Source organism: Bradyrhizobium sp. AZCC 1721, assembly GCF_036924715.1.
Classification (GTDB): domain Bacteria; phylum Pseudomonadota; class Alphaproteobacteria; order Rhizobiales; family Xanthobacteraceae; genus Bradyrhizobium.
Map to the genome: position 1 here is coordinate 2,256,689 of NZ_JAZHSB010000001.1, position 18,937 is coordinate 2,275,625.

Here is an 18,937-nt window from a genome sequence, read left to right on the forward strand (position 1 = left end):
GGCCGCCTTCTTCCGGGTTGGGCTTGGGGGTTGGTCCCCGGAAGCTATGCTGGCTCAAAGAGCGGGCTAATAGGCGGTCGATGACCGCGCAGCTTCGTTAGCGGTTTTGGTCATCCTTGCCGTTTGGGCTGTTGTCACCACCACCATTGCCGTGGCCGTTGTTACCCTTCCACAGGCCGTTGCCCGAACCCGCGATTGCGTCGGATGTCAAAGAAGTAGACAGCAATAAGGTAATGGCTGGAGGAGTTACGGCTGCAAACCTGCCTGCCTGCCGAAATGAGAAAGTTCCGGCGGTCGTTGAGCTCTTCTTGTTCGGGGGTATCCATGACGGCCTCCGACCGGTTATTTTGACAAGGATTATCTCATTTAAATTCCGCCAAGTAGCAGTATTTAATTCGTTTTAATCACCATCTGTTGACACGTCTGCCCGGCAGGTGACGCACGCTGCGAAGGGCCTCGGTGTAGGCGTTGTCGTGTACGTGCGCCGCGCTGAATTTTTGAAGGCGCCTTCAGAGATACCAGGCGAGCACGGCCTTGAGCAGGGCGTTTTCGATCACTGGCAGCACAACGATCTGGTTCATGCCGGCTGCGCGCGCCTGCTGCGCCGCGATCGATTCGTCGACCTTCAGATGTTCGTTGATCGCGGGCATGCCTGTCGCCCAAGCGCCGCCGATACTGCCTTCGCCCTTGCGTATCGTCTTTTCGGCATAAAGCGAGGCCAGATCGGCATTCCTGCTACAATCGCCGGACTGAAACACCAATTCCGTTCGCGACGGATCCGGCACCCAGATCTCGAAACGTCTGGCGATCGGCGTTGCCTGCGCGGACAGGAAGGTCATGACCCAGGTTTGATCCGGCGACGTCGTGTAGGGAATGCCGACGCCGCAATTGATTCCGATTTCGCTCGCTTCCTCCCAACGGAGGAAACTCCTGGCATTGTGCAGGTCCTTGATAATGAGCGGCATGCACGCCTTCCACGCACGGCCGGGCAGGCCAAACCCGCGCGGGAACTTTGTGTGCCGTGAATTGAACTCGAACATGTCGGCGGTGCCGTAATAGCCGTCGACCAGTCCCATTTCGTGGGACTTCTCGGGATCGTTGTGCCAGAGCTCGATCGCGCCGACGTGCTTGTCGTCGTCGCCGCAGAACAGCACCATCACAGCCATGAGGAATTCGCCGGCAAAAACCGGCAGCGCCACGCCGCAGGTCAATCCGGCTTCGATCGCCTCATCCGTGCGCTTGAAATAGGAGTTTGCAAATTTCGTGAGGATGACGGGATGGCCGCAAGCCCAGGCCTTGCCAGGCAGCCCTTCGTCATAGGCAAACAGCGCGTTCTCGCTGACAGCCTTGAACTCCGAATACTCGTCGCTGCAAAGACAGCCTCCGAATTCTAGGCGCGTGCGGGTTCGGTCGGGCACCCACAATTCAACGACGCGAATGAATGTCTTCATCGGACGCACCTGTCGCTACGCCTGACGTCAGCATCGGCGATCTGGCGACGATATGTGCGATCAAATTACAGGCAGGCGCCGCCCAAAGATCGTGCGGGGGTCTCGGCCCCTTGTCTGCGATCTCACGTCCGGTGACGACTGCCGAGCGCCGTCGCGATCGATTCCGGATTCCGGATGCGCTCGATCAGCATGTCGATGCGATCGCCGCCCCAGAACAATTCGCCATTGAAGACCATGGTTGGCACGCCGAACACACCGAGCGCTTCCGCCTCGTCGATGATGCGATCGTGTTCTGCCCGCGCGGGGCCGTGGACGTAAGCTTCGAATTCTTCTGACGAGCCGCCGAGCGAGGCGATCACGCCGGAAATATCGGAGAGCTCGTCGATTTCGAGATCATGACTCCAGAACCGGCGAAACACCGTGTCGTGATAGGGGCGGAACAAGCCATGGCGCTGGGCGAACAGCATGCCGGCGCTGGCATAGAAGGCATCATAGATGCGCCGTGGACCCTTCATGACGAGGCCTTGCGCATTGGCGTAGCGGCGCGCGTCCATATAGGCGTAGCGCACCTTGCGCCAGAAATGCGGCGTGCGCTCTTCCACGGTGCCCATGAATTCCGGGATGCGCAGCGTGTAGGGCAGCCATTCGAGTTCGACGCCGTAAATCTCCTCAAGCTCGAACAGCCGCTTGTTGGCGACGAACGCGTAGGGGCTTTTGTAGTCGGTGTAGATGCGGACGCGCGGTCTATTCATGGCGTTTTCCTGTTCCATCGGATCAGTATCTCCGATCCGAACAGAGCATGGAACCATGCGGCGCGGTTTTGAAACGAATAGGCCCGCCAAAACGAATGGGCCCCGGTGCATAAGAGCATCGCGGGGCCCTACATCTTCGTTATAAGCGAAGGATTTCTGGTAGACACCAGTATGTTCTCGGGATCCGGCTTGCGCGTGGCCTTTGCGCTCCAGTCCCGCGGATAGGTTTGGATTGTTGAAGGCGCGATGAGGCTGGCAGCTGCTTATGACCTCAACCGCACCTGGACCTTGCGCTGAGCAAGGTCACCGGTCTGATCCGGTGGCGTCATGCTCCTCTCCAAGAGTTGGCCAACGGACGATACGTCCGCTTCCGCTGCGTGTCGTCTCGATCACCTAACCGAGCCGCCAATGCCTGCGAAACGGGGAGCCCAACGCTCCGCGACTCCTGCAGGTGCAGCGTACGAAATGCTGCGGCAGTTAGAGTCAGGTGTCAAGTAACACATCCATCGGGTTCCCGCGGGCATTGGTAGGTTAGCCCTTCGTGTGGCGGTAATCCTGTAAATCAGGATCGTGAGTCATCGCCCAGTAGTCCACGAAACGCCATGGCATTGCCGAGAAAACCCGACCTTGCTTGTTGCGGTAATAGGTCGTCATTCCGGGATGCGTCCAGATCAGTTGCTCGTGCTCGGCATCAACTTTCTTGATGTACGCATCGTGTGCCTCCGGATGAACGTCGATCGCAGCGATGTCTTGCTCGATCATCTCGACGAGGCAAGCCGAGATGTAGCGGCTCTGGCACTCCGACTGGAAGATCACGCTGCCGCCATGCGCCGGACCTGAATTGGGGCCGAGCATCACGAAAAGATTTGGAAAATCCGGCACGGTGAGCCCGAGATAGGCGGTCGGGTTGTCGTTGGCCCAGGCTGCCTTCAGATTTTTTCCATCGCGCCCCGTGATGTTGAGGCGAGCCGCCATTTCGGTGACCCTGAAGCCGGTGGAGATGACGATGATGTCTGCGGGCCGCAACTTGCCGTTAGAGGCGACGATGCCGTCGCGCGCGAAATGGTCGATCCTGTCGGTGACCAGTTCGACATTCGGCTTCGTCAGCGTCTTGAACCAGTTATTGTCGAGCAGGATGCGCTTGCCATAAGGCGGATAGGTCGGCACGCATTTCTCGATCAGATCGGGGCGGTCCTTCAACTCCGAGAGAATGAAATTGGTCAGCTCTTCGCGATGCCGGTCATTGCCTTTGTTGACGGCGCGCTCGGGATGCGGCCATTCGGGGTCCTTGCGCAGGAACGGCAAGAGGCCGTCGCCGTATCGCCAGAACATGTTGAAGCGATACCACTGCACATAAAACGGCAGGTGCGCGAGCAGCCATCGCGCGCCCTCGGTGATGGGATCGGAATAGCCCGCCACCGGGCGCGCCCATTGCGCGGTACGCTGATAAACGGTGACCGACGCCACACGGTCGGCGATCGACGGCACCAGTTGCATGGCGGTAGCGCCGGTGCCGATGACGGCGACACGCTTGCCGTCGAGCTTGATGTCGTCGGACCACAGGGCGGAGTGCAGCATCACGCCCTTGAAATCTTCCTCGCCCTTGAAGTGCGCCGGGTGGGGGTCGTTGAGTTGACCGATCGCACTGACCAGCGTGGTCGACTCAAATATCTCTTCGCCGTTGGCCGTCTTCAACGTCGATATCCAGCGTCGCTTGCGCTCGTCCCAGCGCGACGATATCAGCTCCGTGTTGAGCCGGAGATGCTTTCGGATGTCGTGTTCCAGCGCCACCTTCCTGAGGTAATCGAGCAGTTCCCGGCGCTGGGCGAAATAGCGCGTCCACGGATTACGCCGGCCGAATGAGAACGAGTACGAGTGGTTGGGCGTATCGACGCCGCAGCCGGGATAGCGATTGACATACCAGGTGCCGCCGAGTTCGTCGTTCTTCTCGACGATGGTGTAGGGGATGCCGAGGCGGCCAAGGGCGACGCCGAGCGCGATGGCGCAGACACCGGCGCCGACGATCAGCACGTGCTGCTGCGCCAGCTTTTCATCCGACCGCGGTTTGGTCCAGCGCGCTTCCCGGGGAATGAAGCCCATTTCCTCGCGCATCAGCGGCGCATATTCAGGTGCCACGTCTTCGCCGAGCGTCGCCCGCATCATCTTCAGCATCAATTCGTTGCCGGGATCGGTGATGACGGGCTTCGGTTCACCATTTGCGAACAGCTTCAAGACGGCCGTGCGGATCTTGGCTTGGATTTCCGGGGGCAGACCGGCTTGCGGATCCGGAATCAGGCGGACGTCACGCTTGGGCCTGCAAGGCGGTTCCAGCCAACGCTCATCGCCGGTCATGTGGACCAGCACCATCAGCAGGACGCGGATATCTCCTTCGGCGATGGCCGATGACAGATCGAGTTTCTTGCGCGGCAGCTCGACATTCATGCTGGAGTCCTCGTTTACGCGCCTGGTGCTTCCGGCAAGCCGCCATAGGCGGCCCAAGTGGTGCCGGCGATATAACCGGCATCGACAGGAAGGTTGATTCCGGTGACGCCGCTGCTCATTGGTGAAAGCAGCCACGCGATTGCCTGCGCGACCTCGACTGGCTCGACCAGCCGGTTCATCGCGGTCGGACTTTCGAGCCACTTTTTGTTCAGCGCGCCCGAAGCGATGCCGGCTTCCAGCGCCGCCGTGCGGGTGAAGCCGGGCGAGACCGCATTGACGCGGACGCCACTGCGTCCCCATTCGGCCGCCAGCGTCTGCGTGATCTGGATGACACCGGCCTTCGCCGCGGTATAGGCGTGGATCGGGCCTGAGGTCATGCCGGCAACGGAGGCGACATTGACGATCGCGCCGCGCCGGCGCTCAGCCATCTTCAAGCCGACGCTGCGGGCCACCAGAAACGTGCCGCGCAGATCGATATTAACCTCGCGGTCCCATTGTTCCATTCGCACGCGTTCGATTTTGTGCATCTTGCCGAACACGCCGGCGGCGTTGACCAGCCCGATGATTGGGCCGTGGGCGGTCTCGATGTCGGCGATGCCGCTGACAACGGCGCTTTCGCTCGCGACATCGAAGGGCGCGGGCCACAGGATGCTTTGCGTGTCCACGAGCGGTTCGGGCGCAATATCGACAATAACGACCTGCTGGCCTTGTCCGGCGAGAAGCGTTGCGGTCGCGGCGCCAATGCCGCGGCTGCCGCCGGTGACGAGAACGATGCCGTCAGCGGTCATGGCTGTTGCCTTTATCCGGCGTGAACAGCCCGCGCGTGACCAGCTTTCGGTAGGCGGAGATGACATGGTCGGGCGCGGCCGTTACCGCGCCGCCGGTGTATGAGTATCGCCGGCTCAGGTAGCCGCGTGCGCCCATGAACATGTGAACGATGGCTTCGAACTCATCGTCGCTGAAGTCAACGATGGCGCCGGCCGTGCGGGCGCGCTTGAGAATGCGTACATAGGCGGTCGCGATATTATCGAGATGCTTCTGGTACCCGACCGGTGCGAAATACTCGGCCTCGTTGAGGATGCGCAGGAACTCCGGCACCTCGCGGATGAAATCGAAGAAGGCGCTGAAGCGCTCGATCTCCTGCCTCGCGGCATCTGCGGTGCCCGTGCGTTCGCGGATGAAGTGAACCATGTCGATGCCGATCTTCGGCAGCAATTGATCGAGCAGTTCCTGGCGGTTTTCGAAATGATTGTAGAACGTGCCTTGGGCCACGCCGGCTGCCTCGGTGATACGGGCGACGGAGGCTTCGGCGTAACCGTACTTGCCGACGATCTTGGTGGCGGCGTCGAATAATCTGCGCTTGGTCCAAGCGTTGCGCTCGACGCGATTCAACTTCGTGACCTTACCGGATGCAGCTTGCGATGATTGCGTCATGCGTGAGGTTCCAGTTCGGCGCGCAGTACGCGCTTGAGCACCTTGCCCGATGGATTGCGCGGTAGATGATCGCGGATGATGAGTTGCTTCGGTACCTTGAAGCTGGCGAGGCGCGTGCGGCAATGTTCGATGAGATCAGGCAATTCCAGCGTGGCGCCATCCGTGAGCACCGCGACCGCAACCGGCTTCTCGCCCCAGCGCTCGTCCGGCATGCCAATCACGGCGACTTCGCGCACCTGCGGCAGATCGTAGATGACGCGCTCCACCTCGGAGGAGGCGATGTTCTCGCCGCCGGAGATGATCATGTCCTTCTTGCGGTCGGTCAGGTAAAGGAAGCCGTCTTCGTCGAGATAGCCGATGTCGCCGGTGCGAAACCAGTCACCGAAGAACGCGGCCGCGGTTTTCTCGGGATCGTTCCAATAGCCCTGCGTGACCTTGGGGCCGCGGAGGCAGATCTCACCGTTCTGGCCTGATGGCAGCCGGTTGCCGGCGTCATCGCGAATTTCGATTTCGACATGGGCAATGGCGCGGCCCGTCGAGCCGATCTTTTCGATCTCGCGGCCGGCTTCCATGAAAGTGTCGCCGCCGCAGGTTTCCGTCAGCCCATAGGCGTCGATGTAGCGGGCATTCTTGAAATAATCGGAGAAGGCGCGAATGCGTGCTTCCGGGGTTTTCTCGCCGCCGCCGATCGCCCATCGCAGGCTGGAGACATCGTAGCGGTCGCGGGTCGGGCAGGTGAGGATCGCCGTCGTCATGACCGGTGCAAACCAGGCGGCGTTGAGCTTCTCAGCTTCGATCGCGGCGAGCGCCTGCTCGGGCTCGAAGTTGCGGTGGATGGAAAGCAGGCCGCCATGCCAGAGCACGGCAATACCCGGCAGGTCGAGCGCGCCGACGTGATAGAGCGGACCGACCACCAGCAGTCGCGTCTCCGCGCTTAATCCCAAGACAAGCGTCTGATCGGCCGATTTCCAATACAGGTTCTCGTAAGTGAGCATCACGCCTTTGGGGCGGTCGGTGGTGCCTGACGTGTACATCAGCCGCATCAGATCGCGCGGCCGCCGGACCTGCATCGGGGCGGGCGCGATGTCGGGCGCAAGCCGTGTGACCGTGGATTGCGCTGACGCATCGAGCAGCACCACCGGTGCGCCGCCAGCGGCAAACCTTGCGAGTTCTTCGTCCGCAATCAGGATGCGCGCACCGGAATTGAGGACGATGTAACCGACTTCATCTGCGGACAGGCGATAGTTGATCGGCAGAAACACCGCGCCGATGTGGCTGGTCGCAAATGCCAGTTCGAGAAAGGCCGTGCTGTTCTGCATCAGCACCGCGACGACGTCGCCGGGGCCGATGCCGCGCGCAGCGAGCCAGCCGCCGACCCGTCGGATGCGGTCATCGAACGCGGCGTAGGAGACATCCTCCCCGCGGTATTTCAGCGCACAGCGTTCCGGCGTCCGCCTGGCGTGAAAAGCGATGAAGCTCGAAAGGTTGATCATTTGCCGCTCGAAACGCCGCTTTCGGTCTGGCTTTCCTGATATATGAATTCTGACTCGTAATTCATCTTTGGCTTGACGTCACCCCCCTTGCTCTGAAATCCTCTGGGCATACGGAGGCGTCACGATCTCCGGCAGGGATTGGGAACGCCAATCCACAGGGAGGAAGCAATGACGAGAACCCGCAAACCGGGCGTGAGCCGACGTGCGACGTTGGCGATGATGGGCGCCGGTGCCGTATCATTCGCGACGCCCTGGGTGGCGCGCGCGCAAGCCAAGTCCATTAAGGTCGGGATGCCGACCATTCTCTCCGGCCGCGTGGCGCAGCTTGGCACCTCATCGCGCAATGGCGTGATGCTGGAAGTCGAGAAGGTCAATGCTGCCGGCGGTCTCGCTGGACGCCAGATCGAGATGGTGATCCGCGATTCAAAGGGGCAGCCGCAGGAAGCCGCCCGCGTCGCACGCGAACTCGTCAACACCGACGGATGCGAAATCCTGATCGACGCGGAAGCGTCATCGGGCGCGTTCGCCGTGCACGAGGTGGCGCGCGATCTGGGCGTGCTCTGCCTTCACACCAATTCGGAAACTTCCGCGCTGACCGCCGATCCCAAGCAGCACATTCCGAACGCCTTCCGTACTGCGCGCCAGGGCGTGCATGACTCGATTGTCGGCGGCAGCTATGCGGCGGCGATTGCGAAAGCCAAGGGCTTGAAGAAATGGGCGACCTGCTCGCCCGATTACGCCTATGGTCGCGACACTACCGGCGAATACGTGACATATCTGAAGCGCTTCGCGCCCGACATCGAGATCATCAGCGAGTCCTGGCCAAAGCTATTCCAGCCCGATTACACCGAGGTCGTGACAAAGATCCTGCAGGCCAAGCCGCAGGCGCTGTATTCCTGCCTGTGGGGCGGCGACCTCACGTCCTACATCGACCAGGCCAACATCTACGCGCTGTTCAGCCAGATGGAAGTGTTCGCAGTCAACATGGCCGACTACACCGCGCTGACTGTCGTGAAGAACCTGCCGAAGGGCATTCACTCCGGTAACCGTTACATCAAGACATATCCTGCAACGGCGGAGAACGCCGCGTGGGGCGACGCCTATAAGGCGAAATACAACGAATATCCGACCAACTGGTCGTGGGAGAATGCGACGGCGATCATGCTGCTCGCGGAAGCGTCCAAGAAGGCGAATTCGGCCGATGGCAAGAAGATCGCGGAGGCGCTCCGCGGCCTGAAGATCAAGTCGCCGTTCGGCGCCGACGGCACCGTCACCATGCGCGCCGAGGACCAGACGCTGGTGGGCTATGCGATCGGTTGGGGAACCACGATTCCGCAGGAGCCCTACGTGCCGCAAGTTCAGGCGGGCGACTGGAAGACGATCTTCGAACTCGAAGCCGAGTGGAAGAAGAGCAAGGGCTACACCTGATTGACCGCGACGGCGGAGGTGGCGCAAGCTGCCGCCCGTCCGCCGCCGAATGACCTTCGCGTGCTGTTCCGGCGCGCTGGAATGGATGTGTTCCCTTGGACCTCGACGCGCTTACCGGCTGTCTCGCCAGCTCCGCCTGTCTGGTGACGCAAACCACCAGCGGCTTCATCATCGGCATGTTGCTGTTTCTCGTCGCCGTCGGGCTGACGCTGATCTTCGGCGTACTCAAGGTCGTCAACTTCAGCCACGGCGCGTTTTATATGTTCGGCGCCTATTTCGCGATGACGGCCTATCAGTTCTCCGGCAGTTTTGCGCTGGCGATGCTGTGTGGTGCGGCGGGTACCGCCATCCTCGGTCTGATCTTCGAACGCGTCTTCATGAGCCGGGTCTACGGCGCTGACGTGTTGATGCAGCTTCTCGTCTGCTATGCCTTCGTGCTGATCTTTGATGACGTGGTGCGGATGATCTGGGGGCCCGAGTTCAAATCGATGGGCATGCCGGCGGCGTTCCAGGTGGTGCCGCTGTTCATCGCCGGCGGCGTGGTGCCACCATATTATCTGCTCCTGATCGGTGTTGCGCTCGCGGCCGCCATGATCCTCGGGCTCGGCCTTGCCCGCACCAGGATCGGCAAGGTAATCCGGGCGGCCGCCCATAACCCTGGCATGGTATCCGCCCTCGGCATCAATACTGGCCTGATCTATGGCGGAGTATTCGCGCTCGGCGGCATGCTGGCCGGCCTTGCCGGCGCACTTGCAGCGCCGGTGCGTTCGCTGACGCCGGGCATGGGATTTTCGGTCCTGATCGAGTCCTTCATCGTCACCGTGATCGGCGGCATGGGCTCGATCCTCGGTGCACTGATCGGTGCGCTCCTGATCGGCATGATCCGCTCGTTCGGCTCGCTCGGCTTTCCGCTGTTTACCGAAGGGCTGATGTACCTGTTCATGGTGATCGTGCTGGTGTCGCGGCCGACCGGCTTGTTCGGCAAGGAGGTCGCATGACCGAATTGCAGGCCGAGCAGGGCGCGCAGGCACTCGACGTTCCCCATGAAGCAAAGACGCGGCGCAATCGGGATGCCCTGATTGCGCTTGCGGTCTTTGTCGTGCTGGCGCTGTTGCCGGCGGTCTTCAGCAGCAAATTGCTGCTCGACTTCGTGATCCGCTGCGCCGCCTACGGGCTGTTCGCGACATCGCTCAACCTTCTGGTCGGTTACACCGGCCTGATTTCGTTTGGCCACGGCATGTTCTTCGGCCTCGGCGCCTACGGCTTCGGGTTGATGATGCAGAAGACCGGCGTTCCCGTCCCCGTGGCTTTCGTTGCAACGCTGGCGATCACGCTTGTCGTCGCCCTCGTCATTGGTGCCATCTGCGTGCGGCTGAAGGAAATCTATTTCGCCTTCGTAACACTGGCGTTCCAGATGCTGATCCACTCGACGATCCTGTCCTGGGTATCGCTGACCGGCGGCGATCAGGGATTGCGCGGCGGCATTCCGCGGCCGCCATTTTTGGGCATTGATCTGTCGAACCAATTGCATCTCTATGTCGCGAGTTGCGCGTTGCTGGTGATCGGGCTGTTCTTGATGCATCGGATCGCGCAGTCGCCGTTCGGCTACACGCTGCGCATGATCCGCGACAATGCAACGCGTGCGAGCTTCATCGGCATCGACGTCTGGCGTGCCAAACTGACGATCTTTGTGCTCGCGGCGCTGTTCGCCTCGACCGGCGGAATCATCATGGCGCTATTCGTCTCCGGGGCCTATCCGGAATTCGCCTATTGGACCATTTCGGGCGAGGGCATCTTCATCAACATGCTCGGCGGCGTGACCACATTCCTCGGGCCCATGGTCGGCACCGTGCTGCTCCTGATCCTCAACGACACCGTCACCCGCCTGACCGATTATCACGGCCTCGTGCTGGGGATCGTGATCCTGTTCTTTGCGATCGGCCTGCGGAAGGGCCTGATGGATTTCGTCGTCGAATGGTACGCGCAACGCCGTAATGGTGCTGGGGAGCGCGGCTAGCCATGCTGGAGATACGTTCGCTTTCGAAGTCGTTCGGCGGCGTCAAGGCGACCGACAATGTCACGCTGGATTTCGCGGACGGTTCGCTCAGCGCCGTGATCGGCCCCAACGGAGCCGGCAAGAGCACGTTCTTCAACCTGATCACCGGCGCGTTGAAGCCGGACGCTGGCCAGATATTGCTCAGCGGCCTCGACTTGGCCGGGCGCACGCCGCCTGAGATCGTTCGCCACGGCATCGGCCGCGCGTTTCAGGTTGCGAGCATCTTCCCATCGCTGACGGTGCAGGAGACGATGCTGGCAGCGGTCTGTGCCGATCAGCGCAAAGCCGGCGTCCTGCACCGTCGCTTCCCGCTGGCGGAGACCCGCGACCGCGCCGAGCATGCGATGGAATTGCTGGGACTGGCCAGCAAGCGAAACCGTACCGCGGCGACGCTGTCGCATGGCGACCAGAAGCTGCTCGATATCGCACTCGCGCTGGTACTCGATCCGAAGGTGCTGCTGCTCGACGAGCCAACCGCCGGCATGGGCACCGAAGAACGCTGGCGCATGATCGAGAAGGTGAGGGAGCTCTGGGAGACGCAGAAGATCACGGTGGTGTTCATCGAGCACGACATGGATATCGTGTTCAAGATCGCGCCCGAGATCGTCGTGCTCTGCTACGGCCGCATTCTTGCAACCGGCAAACCGGATGCGATCCGCCGGAATGAGGCGGTGATCGAGGCCTATCTCGGCACCGAACATCATGCGGGGATCACTGTATGAGGGCGCAGCCGGTCGTGCAGGTCGAGGACCTCGACGTCTATTACGGCACCAGCCAGATATTGTTCGGCGTCGGCCTGTCGGTGCGGCAGGGCGAGACGATGGCGCTGCTCGGCCGCAACGGCGCCGGCAAATCGACCACCATGAAGGCCATCATGGGGCTCGCGCCGGCCCGCCGCGGCACGGTCACCTTGCAAGGCAGGATTGTCTCCGGGTTGAAGCCGCATCACATCGCGCGCGCCGGCCTCGGCTTCGTGCCGGAGGATCGCCAGATCTTTCCCGAACACACGGTCGAGGACAATCTGGTCATCGGGGCCAAGAAGGGTCCCAATGGCGAGGACGAATGGCCGATCCGGCGCATCTATGACGTGTTTCCGCTGCTGGAGCCGCTGCGGCATCGGATCGCGGGAAGGCTGTCCGGTGGCGAGCAGCAGATGCTGGCGATCGCGCGCACGCTGATGGGCAATCCCGCATTGCTGCTGCTGGACGAGCCGAGCGAGGGGCTGGCGCCGATCATCGTGCAGCGGATCGGCGAACTCTTGCGGCAGCTCCGCGGCACCGGAGCCACCGTGCTGATCGCCGAGCAGAACATGCATTTTTGCCTTGGCCTTGCGAGCCACGCGACGGTTATCGACAAGGGCCAGATCGTCTACACATCCGGGATCGAAGAGCTGAAAGCCAACGAAAATATTCGGCAGCGCTATCTCGCGCTGTAGCTTTCGGCCCAGCACTATCGACGATCTGGTCGAGGCCGGCGCGGTGCGCCAGGTCAGGGGAGGCACGGCATGAGTACCGATCTGGTTCGTTATTCCGTATCCAGCAATATTGCCGAGATCATGCTGGATCGCCCGCCGGTCAATGCGCTCAGCATGGACCTGATCGATGCGCTGCTGGCGGCGCTTTCGAAGGCGAGGGACGACGAAGCGGTGCGCGCCGTCATCATCGGCAGTGCGCACAAGGTGTTTTGCGCCGGGCTCGATCTGGATATTGTTCGCGGCAAGCCCGGAATCGAGACCAAGAAGTTTCTCGAACGGCTGTATTTTGCGCTCAACGATATCCAGTATCGCATGGGCAAGCCGACGATTGCTGCAGTCGACGGCGCGGTTCGCGCCGGCGGCATGACGATTGCGATCTCCTGCGACATGATCATCGCCGGCGAAGGCTGTACCTTCGGCTATCCCGAGATCGATGTCGGGCTGATCCCGGCCATTCACTTCGTGCAATTGCCGCGCCTGGTTGGCAAGCACCAGGCTTTTGGGCCGCTGTTCCTCGGCGAGCCTTTCGATGCCGCAACTGCCTTTCGCATGGGGTTGTTGAGTGAGGTCGTTCCGAAGGGAACCGCGCTGGATCGGGCGCGGGGGATCGCGCGCAAGCTTGCTGCCAAATCCCCCATCGTCGTGAAGATCGGGCGCGATGCTTTCATGCGGGCGGTCGACGCCGATTTCCGCCGCTCGGTCGAAAATGCCGCCGAGAGCTTTGCACTCGTTGCAACGACGGAGGACTGCCAGGAAGGCTTGAACGCGTTCGTCGAGAAGCGAACGCCGAACTACAGGGGGCGCTGATGGCTGGATTGTATTTCGAGGAGTTCGAGGTCGGCCGCGAATTTCATCATGAGTTCAGCCGCACGGTGACCGAGATGGACAACACGCTGTTCAGTCTCCTGACCATGAATCCGCAGCCGCTGCACATCGACGCGCATTTCGCCGAGAATACCGAATTCGGCCAGCGGCTGTTCAACAGCCTCTATACGCTCGGCATCATGATCGGCATGAGCGTCTACGATACCACGCTCGGCACCACGATCGGCAATCTCGGCATGACCGACGTCAAATTCCCGAAACCGGTATTCCACGGTGATACGCTCAGGGCGCACACCAAGATCATTTCCAAGCGTGAGAGCAAGTCGCGGCCGAACCAGGGCATTGTGGAATTCGAGCATACCATGACCAATCAGCGCGGCGAGGTGGTGGCGAGCTGTCGCCGGACCGGCCTGATGCATTGCAAACCGAAGGCGTAAACCGATGCGATCGTTCCTGTTCGTTCCTGGTGACAGCCTGCGCAAGTTCGAGAGCGCTAAGAAGACGGCGGCTGACGCGCTGATCCTCGACCTCGAGGATTCGATTGCGCCGGATGAGAAAGTCGGCGCGCGGCGGATCGTGCGTGAGATGCTCGATGCCCGGAATCCGGACCAGAAGATGTATGTCCGCGTCAACGCGCTCGATACCGGCTTGACGCTTGGCGATCTTGCGGCCGTCATGCCGAGCCGACCTGACGGCATCGTGCTGCCGAAATGCGCCGGCGCTGCCGACGTGAACCGTCTGTCGCTGTATCTCGATGCCTTCGAGGCGGCCGCCGGGATTGAACAGGGATCGACGAGGATTGTCACCGTAGCGACGGAGACGGCGAGGGCGGTGCTCAAGTTGCTCGACTTTGAGAACATGAGCCCGCGGCTGTGGGGCATGATGTGGGGCGCCGAGGACCTCGCCGCGTCGCTCGGCGCGTCGCGCAACCGGACCGCCGGCCGCTTTCATGGTCCGTTCCTGCTGGCGCGCGATCTCTGCCTGATCAGCGCGGCTGCGGCCGGTGTCGTCGCCATCGATACCATCGCCACCGACATCAACGATCTCGACGCGCTCCGGGAAGAATCCATTGCCGCGCGACAGGATGGGTTCCTTGCCAAGGCGGTGATCCATCCCAAGCACGTCGATGTCGTCAATGCCGCCTTCATGCCGACGGATGAGGAAATCGCCTGGTCGGAGAAGGTCGTCAAAGCGTTCAACGACAATCCGACGTCAGGTGTCGTGAAGATCGACGGCAAGATGATCGACAAGCCGCATCTGCGCGCCGCGGAGAAGATTTTGGCGTTGCGAGGACGGTAGCGCGCTCATCTGCACCGTCCTTAACAAAGTGTTGCCATCGCGCCCTCAACGCATATCGGCATCCTGTTTTCGGACCTAGTCGCATTGGGCGAATTGGTGTTTTTTACAACCTCGCCCGATTCGAAAAATTGTTGCCTTCGAGATTGCCGTGACACCGCCCCCCGCCGCAGCCGCCAGGCTGGACAGCGCTCCATTACCTTTGCCATCGAAGGAAACCGCCACCGTCCGCAAAGCGCCCGCGCGCGCTGATCGGCCGTTCAAGGGCATCGCGCTGGTGCTGGCCTCGACGGTGTTTCTCGGCGCCTCCGACGTGACGGCGAAATATCTGTCCGCGACCCTGCCTTCGATCGAGATCGCCTGGATCCGCTTCCTGGTGTTCGCGATGATCATGACGCCGGCGATGCTGCCGGGTTCCCCGCTCTATGCGCTGCAGACCAAACGCCGCGGCCTGCATCTGTTGCGCGGCGCGGCGCTGTTGGGCTCGTCACTGTTCTTCATCTCCGGCCTGCGGTTCCTTCCCATTGCGGAGGCCTCCGCCACGGGTTTCGTCGCGCCGCTGTTCGTCACCGCGCTGTCGATCATCTTTCTCGGCGAGAAGGTCGGCCTGCGCCGCTGGATCGCGACCGGCGTCGGCCTCGTCGGCGTGTTGATCATCCTGCGTCCCGGCACCGGCGCGTTTCACCCAGCGGCGTTCTTTCCGCTGGTCTCGGCGCTGGCCTGGGCCTGCACGCTGATCATGACGCGAATGATGAGCGGCACTGAGCGCGCCATCACCACCATGACCTATTCGTCGATCGCGGGCCTGTTCATTCTCTCCGCGCTGGTGCCGTTCGTCTGGGTGACGCCCACTTGGCACGATATCGCCTTCGGCATCCTGATCGGTGTCGCATCGACCGCGGGGCAGTGGATCGTGGTGCTGGCGTTCCGCTATGCCGACGCCTCCGTGCTGGCGCCGTTTTCCTACACGCAATTGCTGTGGGTCAGCGTGCTCGGCTTCCTGATCTTCGGCGAAGTCCCGGATGCCTACACGATCACCGGCGCCGCCTTCATCGTCGCCTCAGGCCTCTACACCGCCCATCGCGAACGGGTCCGCCGCTCGCAGCTTCTGACGGTCTCGGGCGAGTCGTCGCCGAACGCTTGATCCGGGTCACCCGCAAGAAGGCACCAGTTCCTGCGCCGGCAAGGCCGTTGTACGCTATTCGTGGTGATCCTCCTGCTAGCGTTTTCGAGCGAAAGCCTGCCCCGGACTTGATCCGGGGTGGCTCCCGGTTCGCGTGAAGAAAACGCGTCAAACAAAAAACCTAGCGCATCGGTTCTGATTTCAATCAGAACCGATAGTGCTCTAAGGTGAAAGAAAACCACGGGAGAATCCTTCGTGCGCGCAGCCATTTTCCGCAACGGGGAAATTGTCGTCGACGAGATGCCGGAGCCGAAACCCGGTGCCGGGCAGGTGCTGGTGAAGTCTTTGGCCTGCGGCATCTGCGGCTCCGACCTGCATGCGCGCAAGCACGCGCACCGCATGGTGGAGCTCGCCAAGCATTTTCCTGGCCGCAAGCCGATGGACCTTTCGCGCGACGTCGTGTTCGGCCATGAATTCTGCTGCGAGGTGCTGGACTATGGTCCTGGCACCACGGGCAAGTTCAAGGCGGGCACCAGGGTTTGCTCGCTGCCGGCGCTGCTGACCCCGGAAGGCCCGACGGGCATCGGCTATTCCAACGACAATGTCGGCGCTTACGCCGAGCGCCTGCTGCTCAGCGAAGCCTTGCTGCTCGAAGTTCCGAACGGCCTCGCCGCCGAGCACGCCGCGCTCACCGAGCCGCTCGCGGTCGGCGTTCACGCCGTGGCAAAAGCCACCATCAGGGGAGGCGAGGTGCCCTTGGTGATCGGTTGCGGTCCGGTCGGGCTCGCCGTCATCGCGGCGCTGAAGATCAGGGGATTGCACCCGATCGTGGCCGCCGATTATTCGCCGGCACGCCGCGCGCTCGCCGAAAAGCTCGGCGCCGATGTCGTCGTTGATCCCGCACGCTCGCAGCCCTACGCGACCTGGGCCGAGCACGCCCAGATGTCGCCGGAGGAAAAAGCTGCGCGCCCGCCGCTGCAGGCGCTGTTGCCGGCGCTGAAACCCGCGCTGATCTTCGAATGCGTCGGCGTGCCCGGCCTGATCCAGCAGGTGTTCGAGGGCGCGCCGCGCGATGCCCGCATCGTCGTGGTCGGCGTCTGCATGGAGACCGACCGCTCCGAGCCGATGCTCGGCATCATGAAGGAACTCAACGTTCAATACGTGCTCGGCTACACGCCCGAGGAATTCGCCTATTCGCTCCGCCTGATCGCGGAAGGGCAGGTGGACGCCGCCTCGATGGTGACCTCCACCGTCGGCATCGACGGCTCGCCAAGGCGTTCGCCGATCTCGCCAACCCGGAAGTGCATACCAAGATCATAGTCGAGCCGTGGCGGTAAGTGAGACTGAATGTGGGTGATCTACAATGGCGATTGGTTTCAGTGATGAATTTGACTTCCGTCCGATCATTGGATGGGAACTCTATCAGGTAACGATAGATAAATATCACGTGATGTTTTGGTTCGAAGACGAGCATGCGTTGCTGAATATCGCGGACAAGTTCTCGTTCAAATCTTTCGACGGAGCTGTCAATTTTACCTATGAAATCTATGGAAACCAAAAGTCCCTCAATCTTGATCGCATTCTCCGCGTCAAAGTAGCCGCCACCAAAATCGTCGCAATTGATCAACTCGATCTGATCTTTGAGAACGGGGACATTCTGTCAATCCACGATAACCCCGAACTCAGGTCCTGGTGGTTCCTCGGTGGCCGTCAGTCAGACCCTTTAACTCGAAGAACGAACTGGTCGTTCACGATCGGAGATTGTGAGCCGGACGAACTCACCGAAGATGCGTGGCAGAGGCGGCGTACCCAGCTCTCGTAGCAGCGTAGGGTGGGCAAAGGCGCGCGAGCGCCGTGCCCACCATTCATCCGCAATCTCCTTTGATGGTGGGCACGCCATCGGGTGCGCATTCGCGCGACCCGTTGGCTTTGCCCACCCTACGGCATTTGATGCTTCGGATACTCCAACTGCATGGCGACGAAGTCGGCGGTATCTGTTCCGTAGCGCGCGGCAATGCCCGCAAGCGCGTGGTCCAGCGCTTCCGCCGGTTTCGTGCCATCGTTCGCCGGCAGTAATCGCGCGGCGGGCCAGTTCGCCGCGACCTGGTCGGGAAGTATCCGCAAGCCGCCGCGACTCTGCTGCGCGCCGGCAGAGCTGGCGAACGTCACCGCCTGTGAGCGATAGGTCCGCGACCAGGCATCGGTGACGAGCGCCAGCGAGACCTCGTCGACGCCGCCCTTGAGTTCGATGCCGAGCTGCTCGTGCGCCCAGAACGCGGCCGTGTTGCGGATAGCCGTCAGCGCAAATGGGCGCGTGAACTTGAATGCGTCGCTATTGTGGCGCACATCCCACTCGGCGAGGCCGATCTCGCGGCCGACGTCGCGCGCCTTGTCGGGGCCGGCAATCGCCTCGATCAAGGTGAGCGACATCGGCATCGACGCCGTGATTCCGGTGGTCGTCGCCACGCCCTTGTCGACCACCAGCCGCCGGTCCCTGACATAGTGCATGGTGGGATGCTTGCCGCGCAACTCCTTGACGGAATACCAGTGCGTCGTGGCCTGCTTGTCGTGCAGCAGCCCGGCATCGCCGACCACTTTGGCGCCGACGCAGACGCCGATCACGATTGCACCCTTGGCCGACTGGCTTCGGATCCATTGCAGCGCTTCGGGATCGTCGTCGCGGCTCATGGCGGGGACGATGACATAGTCGGCGCCGTCGGAATGCTGCGCATCGAATTCCGCGATGGTCGCCTGCGGTTCGACCTTGAGCGTCGGATAGAGCGTCACCGGCCCCGGTTTCGTCGCCAGCGTGACGACATCGGCGACGTCGGCGCGCTTGAGAATGCCATAGGGCATGAGATAGTCGGTGGTCTCGGTGGCGTCGTTGATCCCGATGATGGCGATCAACGGCCGCTGCCGCTTCGGCGGCTTCAGCGCCGCGACCGTCGCATCGCGCTCGTCTGGCGCAATCGCCGGCGGGGCTGCGGCCGAAGGCGCCGGTGGTAACGAGAAAATCCAGGCTCCGCCGACCACGGCGACAAGCGCGACTGCGCCGAGCGCGCTCCACAATACACGTCGCGAATTCATCGGTTTGCCGGCACGCGCCTCACTCATATCGACCAACCGCACTCTACAGCCGCCGCGATCCGCCTGAAATGACGCA

At 61.9% G+C, this 18,937-nt stretch carries 18 protein-coding genes; 11 read left to right on the plus strand and 7 right to left on the minus strand.

Annotated elements, in window-relative coordinates:
* Positions 1-509 precede the first annotated feature (509 nt).
* The 6 genes from V1273_RS10785 to V1273_RS10810 all read right to left on the minus strand — a co-directional run bounded on the left by V1273_RS10785 (position 510) and on the right by V1273_RS10810 (position 7,572).
* Positions 510-1,451 (minus strand): GAF domain-containing protein, encoded by a 942-nt coding sequence (locus tag V1273_RS10785; protein ID WP_334409568.1) that lies wholly within the window; start codon positions 1,449-1,451, stop codon positions 510-512.
* 122 nt (positions 1,452-1,573) lie between these two features.
* A complete protein-coding gene (locus V1273_RS10790; RefSeq protein WP_334409569.1) occupies positions 1,574-2,203 on the minus strand; it encodes a 2-hydroxychromene-2-carboxylate isomerase in 630 nt (209 codons plus the stop codon).
* 531 nt (positions 2,204-2,734) lie between these two features.
* Positions 2,735-4,645 (minus strand): flavin-containing monooxygenase, encoded by a 1,911-nt coding sequence (locus V1273_RS10795; RefSeq protein ID WP_334409571.1) that lies wholly within the window; start codon positions 4,643-4,645, stop codon positions 2,735-2,737.
* Between the two features lie 14 nt (positions 4,646-4,659).
* Positions 4,660-5,433: an SDR family NAD(P)-dependent oxidoreductase gene (locus tag V1273_RS10800; protein ID WP_334409572.1), complete on the minus strand. Its 774-nt coding sequence runs from the start codon at positions 5,431-5,433 to the stop codon at positions 4,660-4,662.
* Entirely contained in the window at positions 5,423-6,079 is a 657-nt protein-coding gene (locus V1273_RS10805) for a TetR/AcrR family transcriptional regulator (RefSeq protein WP_334383124.1), read from the minus strand. The genes V1273_RS10800 and V1273_RS10805 overlap by 11 nt, the downstream gene beginning before the upstream one ends.
* On the minus strand, positions 6,076-7,572 hold the full coding sequence (locus V1273_RS10810; RefSeq protein WP_334383123.1) for an AMP-binding protein: 1,497 nt from the start codon (positions 7,570-7,572) through the stop codon (positions 6,076-6,078). Before V1273_RS10810 ends, V1273_RS10805 begins: the two co-directional genes overlap by 4 nt.
* A gap of 168 nt (positions 7,573-7,740) precedes the next feature.
* Here V1273_RS10810 and V1273_RS10815 point away from each other — a divergent pair, with 168 nt between their 5' ends.
* From V1273_RS10815 to V1273_RS10865, 11 genes are all read left to right on the plus strand, one after another.
* On the plus strand, positions 7,741-9,000 hold the full coding sequence (locus V1273_RS10815; RefSeq protein WP_334409573.1) for an ABC transporter substrate-binding protein: 1,260 nt from the start codon (positions 7,741-7,743) through the stop codon (positions 8,998-9,000).
* Positions 9,001-9,095: 95 nt separating this feature from the next.
* Positions 9,096-9,998, plus strand: a complete 903-nt coding sequence (locus tag V1273_RS10820; protein ID WP_028350130.1) for a branched-chain amino acid ABC transporter permease — start codon at positions 9,096-9,098, stop codon at positions 9,996-9,998.
* Positions 9,995-11,017 carry a branched-chain amino acid ABC transporter permease gene (locus tag V1273_RS10825; protein ID WP_334409574.1) on the plus strand — a complete coding sequence of 341 codons (1,023 nt, stop codon included), beginning with the start codon at positions 9,995-9,997 and terminating at the stop codon, positions 11,015-11,017. The genes V1273_RS10820 and V1273_RS10825 overlap by 4 nt, the downstream gene beginning before the upstream one ends.
* Before the next feature lie 2 nt (positions 11,018-11,019).
* Positions 11,020-11,778 carry an ABC transporter ATP-binding protein gene (locus V1273_RS10830; protein ID WP_334409575.1) on the plus strand — a complete coding sequence of 253 codons (759 nt, stop codon included), beginning with the start codon at positions 11,020-11,022 and terminating at the stop codon, positions 11,776-11,778.
* Entirely contained in the window at positions 11,775-12,491 is a 717-nt protein-coding gene (locus V1273_RS10835) for an ABC transporter ATP-binding protein (RefSeq protein ID WP_334383118.1), read from the plus strand. The genes V1273_RS10830 and V1273_RS10835 overlap by 4 nt, the downstream gene beginning before the upstream one ends.
* A 69-nt stretch (positions 12,492-12,560) precedes the next feature.
* Entirely contained in the window at positions 12,561-13,337 is a 777-nt protein-coding gene (locus V1273_RS10840; RefSeq protein WP_334409577.1) for an enoyl-CoA hydratase/isomerase family protein, read from the plus strand.
* Positions 13,337-13,792 (plus strand): MaoC family dehydratase, encoded by a 456-nt coding sequence (locus tag V1273_RS10845; RefSeq protein WP_028350125.1) that lies wholly within the window; start codon positions 13,337-13,339, stop codon positions 13,790-13,792. Before V1273_RS10840 ends, V1273_RS10845 begins: the two co-directional genes overlap by 1 nt.
* Positions 13,793-13,796: 4 nt before the next feature.
* A complete protein-coding gene (locus V1273_RS10850; protein ID WP_334409579.1) occupies positions 13,797-14,654 on the plus strand; it encodes an HpcH/HpaI aldolase/citrate lyase family protein in 858 nt (285 codons plus the stop codon).
* 199 nt (positions 14,655-14,853) lie between these two features.
* Positions 14,854-15,795, plus strand: coding sequence for a DMT family transporter (locus V1273_RS10855; RefSeq protein WP_442894146.1), 942 nt, complete (start codon positions 14,854-14,856; stop codon positions 15,793-15,795).
* A 234-nt stretch (positions 15,796-16,029) separates the two neighbouring features.
* Complete coding sequence (locus tag V1273_RS10860; protein WP_334409582.1) at positions 16,030-17,094, plus strand: zinc-binding dehydrogenase; 1,065 nt, start codon at positions 16,030-16,032, stop codon at positions 17,092-17,094.
* A gap of 43 nt (positions 17,095-17,137) precedes the next feature.
* Positions 17,138-17,596, plus strand: coding sequence for a hypothetical protein (locus V1273_RS10865; protein WP_334409583.1), 459 nt, complete (start codon positions 17,138-17,140; stop codon positions 17,594-17,596).
* A 116-nt stretch (positions 17,597-17,712) separates the two neighbouring features.
* Here the strand turns inward: V1273_RS10865 and V1273_RS10870 are convergent, their stop codons facing one another.
* Positions 17,713-18,861: a DJ-1/PfpI family protein gene (locus tag V1273_RS10870; protein ID WP_334409584.1), complete on the minus strand. Its 1,149-nt coding sequence runs from the start codon at positions 18,859-18,861 to the stop codon at positions 17,713-17,715.
* Between the last annotated feature and the right edge of the window lie 76 nt (positions 18,862-18,937).

What these genes read in the sequence shown, in the direction of transcription:
- V1273_RS10785 (WP_334409568.1), bottom strand. Translation starts at nt 1,451, where the DNA reads ATGAAGACATTCATTCGCGTCGTTGAATTGTGGGTGCCCGACCGAACC.
- V1273_RS10790 (WP_334409569.1), bottom strand. Translation starts at nt 2,203, where the DNA reads ATGAATAGACCGCGCGTCCGCATCTACACCGACTACAAAAGCCCCTAC.
- V1273_RS10795 (WP_334409571.1), bottom strand. Translation starts at nt 4,645, where the DNA reads ATGAATGTCGAGCTGCCGCGCAAGAAACTCGATCTGTCATCGGCCATC.
- V1273_RS10800 (WP_334409572.1), bottom strand. Translation starts at nt 5,433, where the DNA reads ATGACCGCTGACGGCATCGTTCTCGTCACCGGCGGCAGCCGCGGCATT.
- V1273_RS10805 (WP_334383124.1), bottom strand. Translation starts at nt 6,079, where the DNA reads ATGACGCAATCATCGCAAGCTGCATCCGGTAAGGTCACGAAGTTGAAT.
- V1273_RS10810 (WP_334383123.1), bottom strand. Translation starts at nt 7,572, where the DNA reads ATGATCAACCTTTCGAGCTTCATCGCTTTTCACGCCAGGCGGACGCCG.
- V1273_RS10815 (WP_334409573.1), top strand. Translation starts at nt 7,741, where the DNA reads ATGACGAGAACCCGCAAACCGGGCGTGAGCCGACGTGCGACGTTGGCG.
- V1273_RS10825 (WP_334409574.1), top strand. Translation starts at nt 9,995, where the DNA reads ATGACCGAATTGCAGGCCGAGCAGGGCGCGCAGGCACTCGACGTTCCC.
- V1273_RS10830 (WP_334409575.1), top strand. Translation starts at nt 11,020, where the DNA reads ATGCTGGAGATACGTTCGCTTTCGAAGTCGTTCGGCGGCGTCAAGGCG.
- V1273_RS10835 (WP_334383118.1), top strand. Translation starts at nt 11,775, where the DNA reads ATGAGGGCGCAGCCGGTCGTGCAGGTCGAGGACCTCGACGTCTATTAC.
- V1273_RS10840 (WP_334409577.1), top strand. Translation starts at nt 12,561, where the DNA reads ATGAGTACCGATCTGGTTCGTTATTCCGTATCCAGCAATATTGCCGAG.
- V1273_RS10845 (WP_028350125.1), top strand. Translation starts at nt 13,337, where the DNA reads ATGGCTGGATTGTATTTCGAGGAGTTCGAGGTCGGCCGCGAATTTCAT.
- V1273_RS10850 (WP_334409579.1), top strand. Translation starts at nt 13,797, where the DNA reads ATGCGATCGTTCCTGTTCGTTCCTGGTGACAGCCTGCGCAAGTTCGAG.
- V1273_RS10865 (WP_334409583.1), top strand. Translation starts at nt 17,138, where the DNA reads ATGGCGATTGGTTTCAGTGATGAATTTGACTTCCGTCCGATCATTGGA.
- V1273_RS10870 (WP_334409584.1), bottom strand. Translation starts at nt 18,861, where the DNA reads ATGAATTCGCGACGTGTATTGTGGAGCGCGCTCGGCGCAGTCGCGCTT.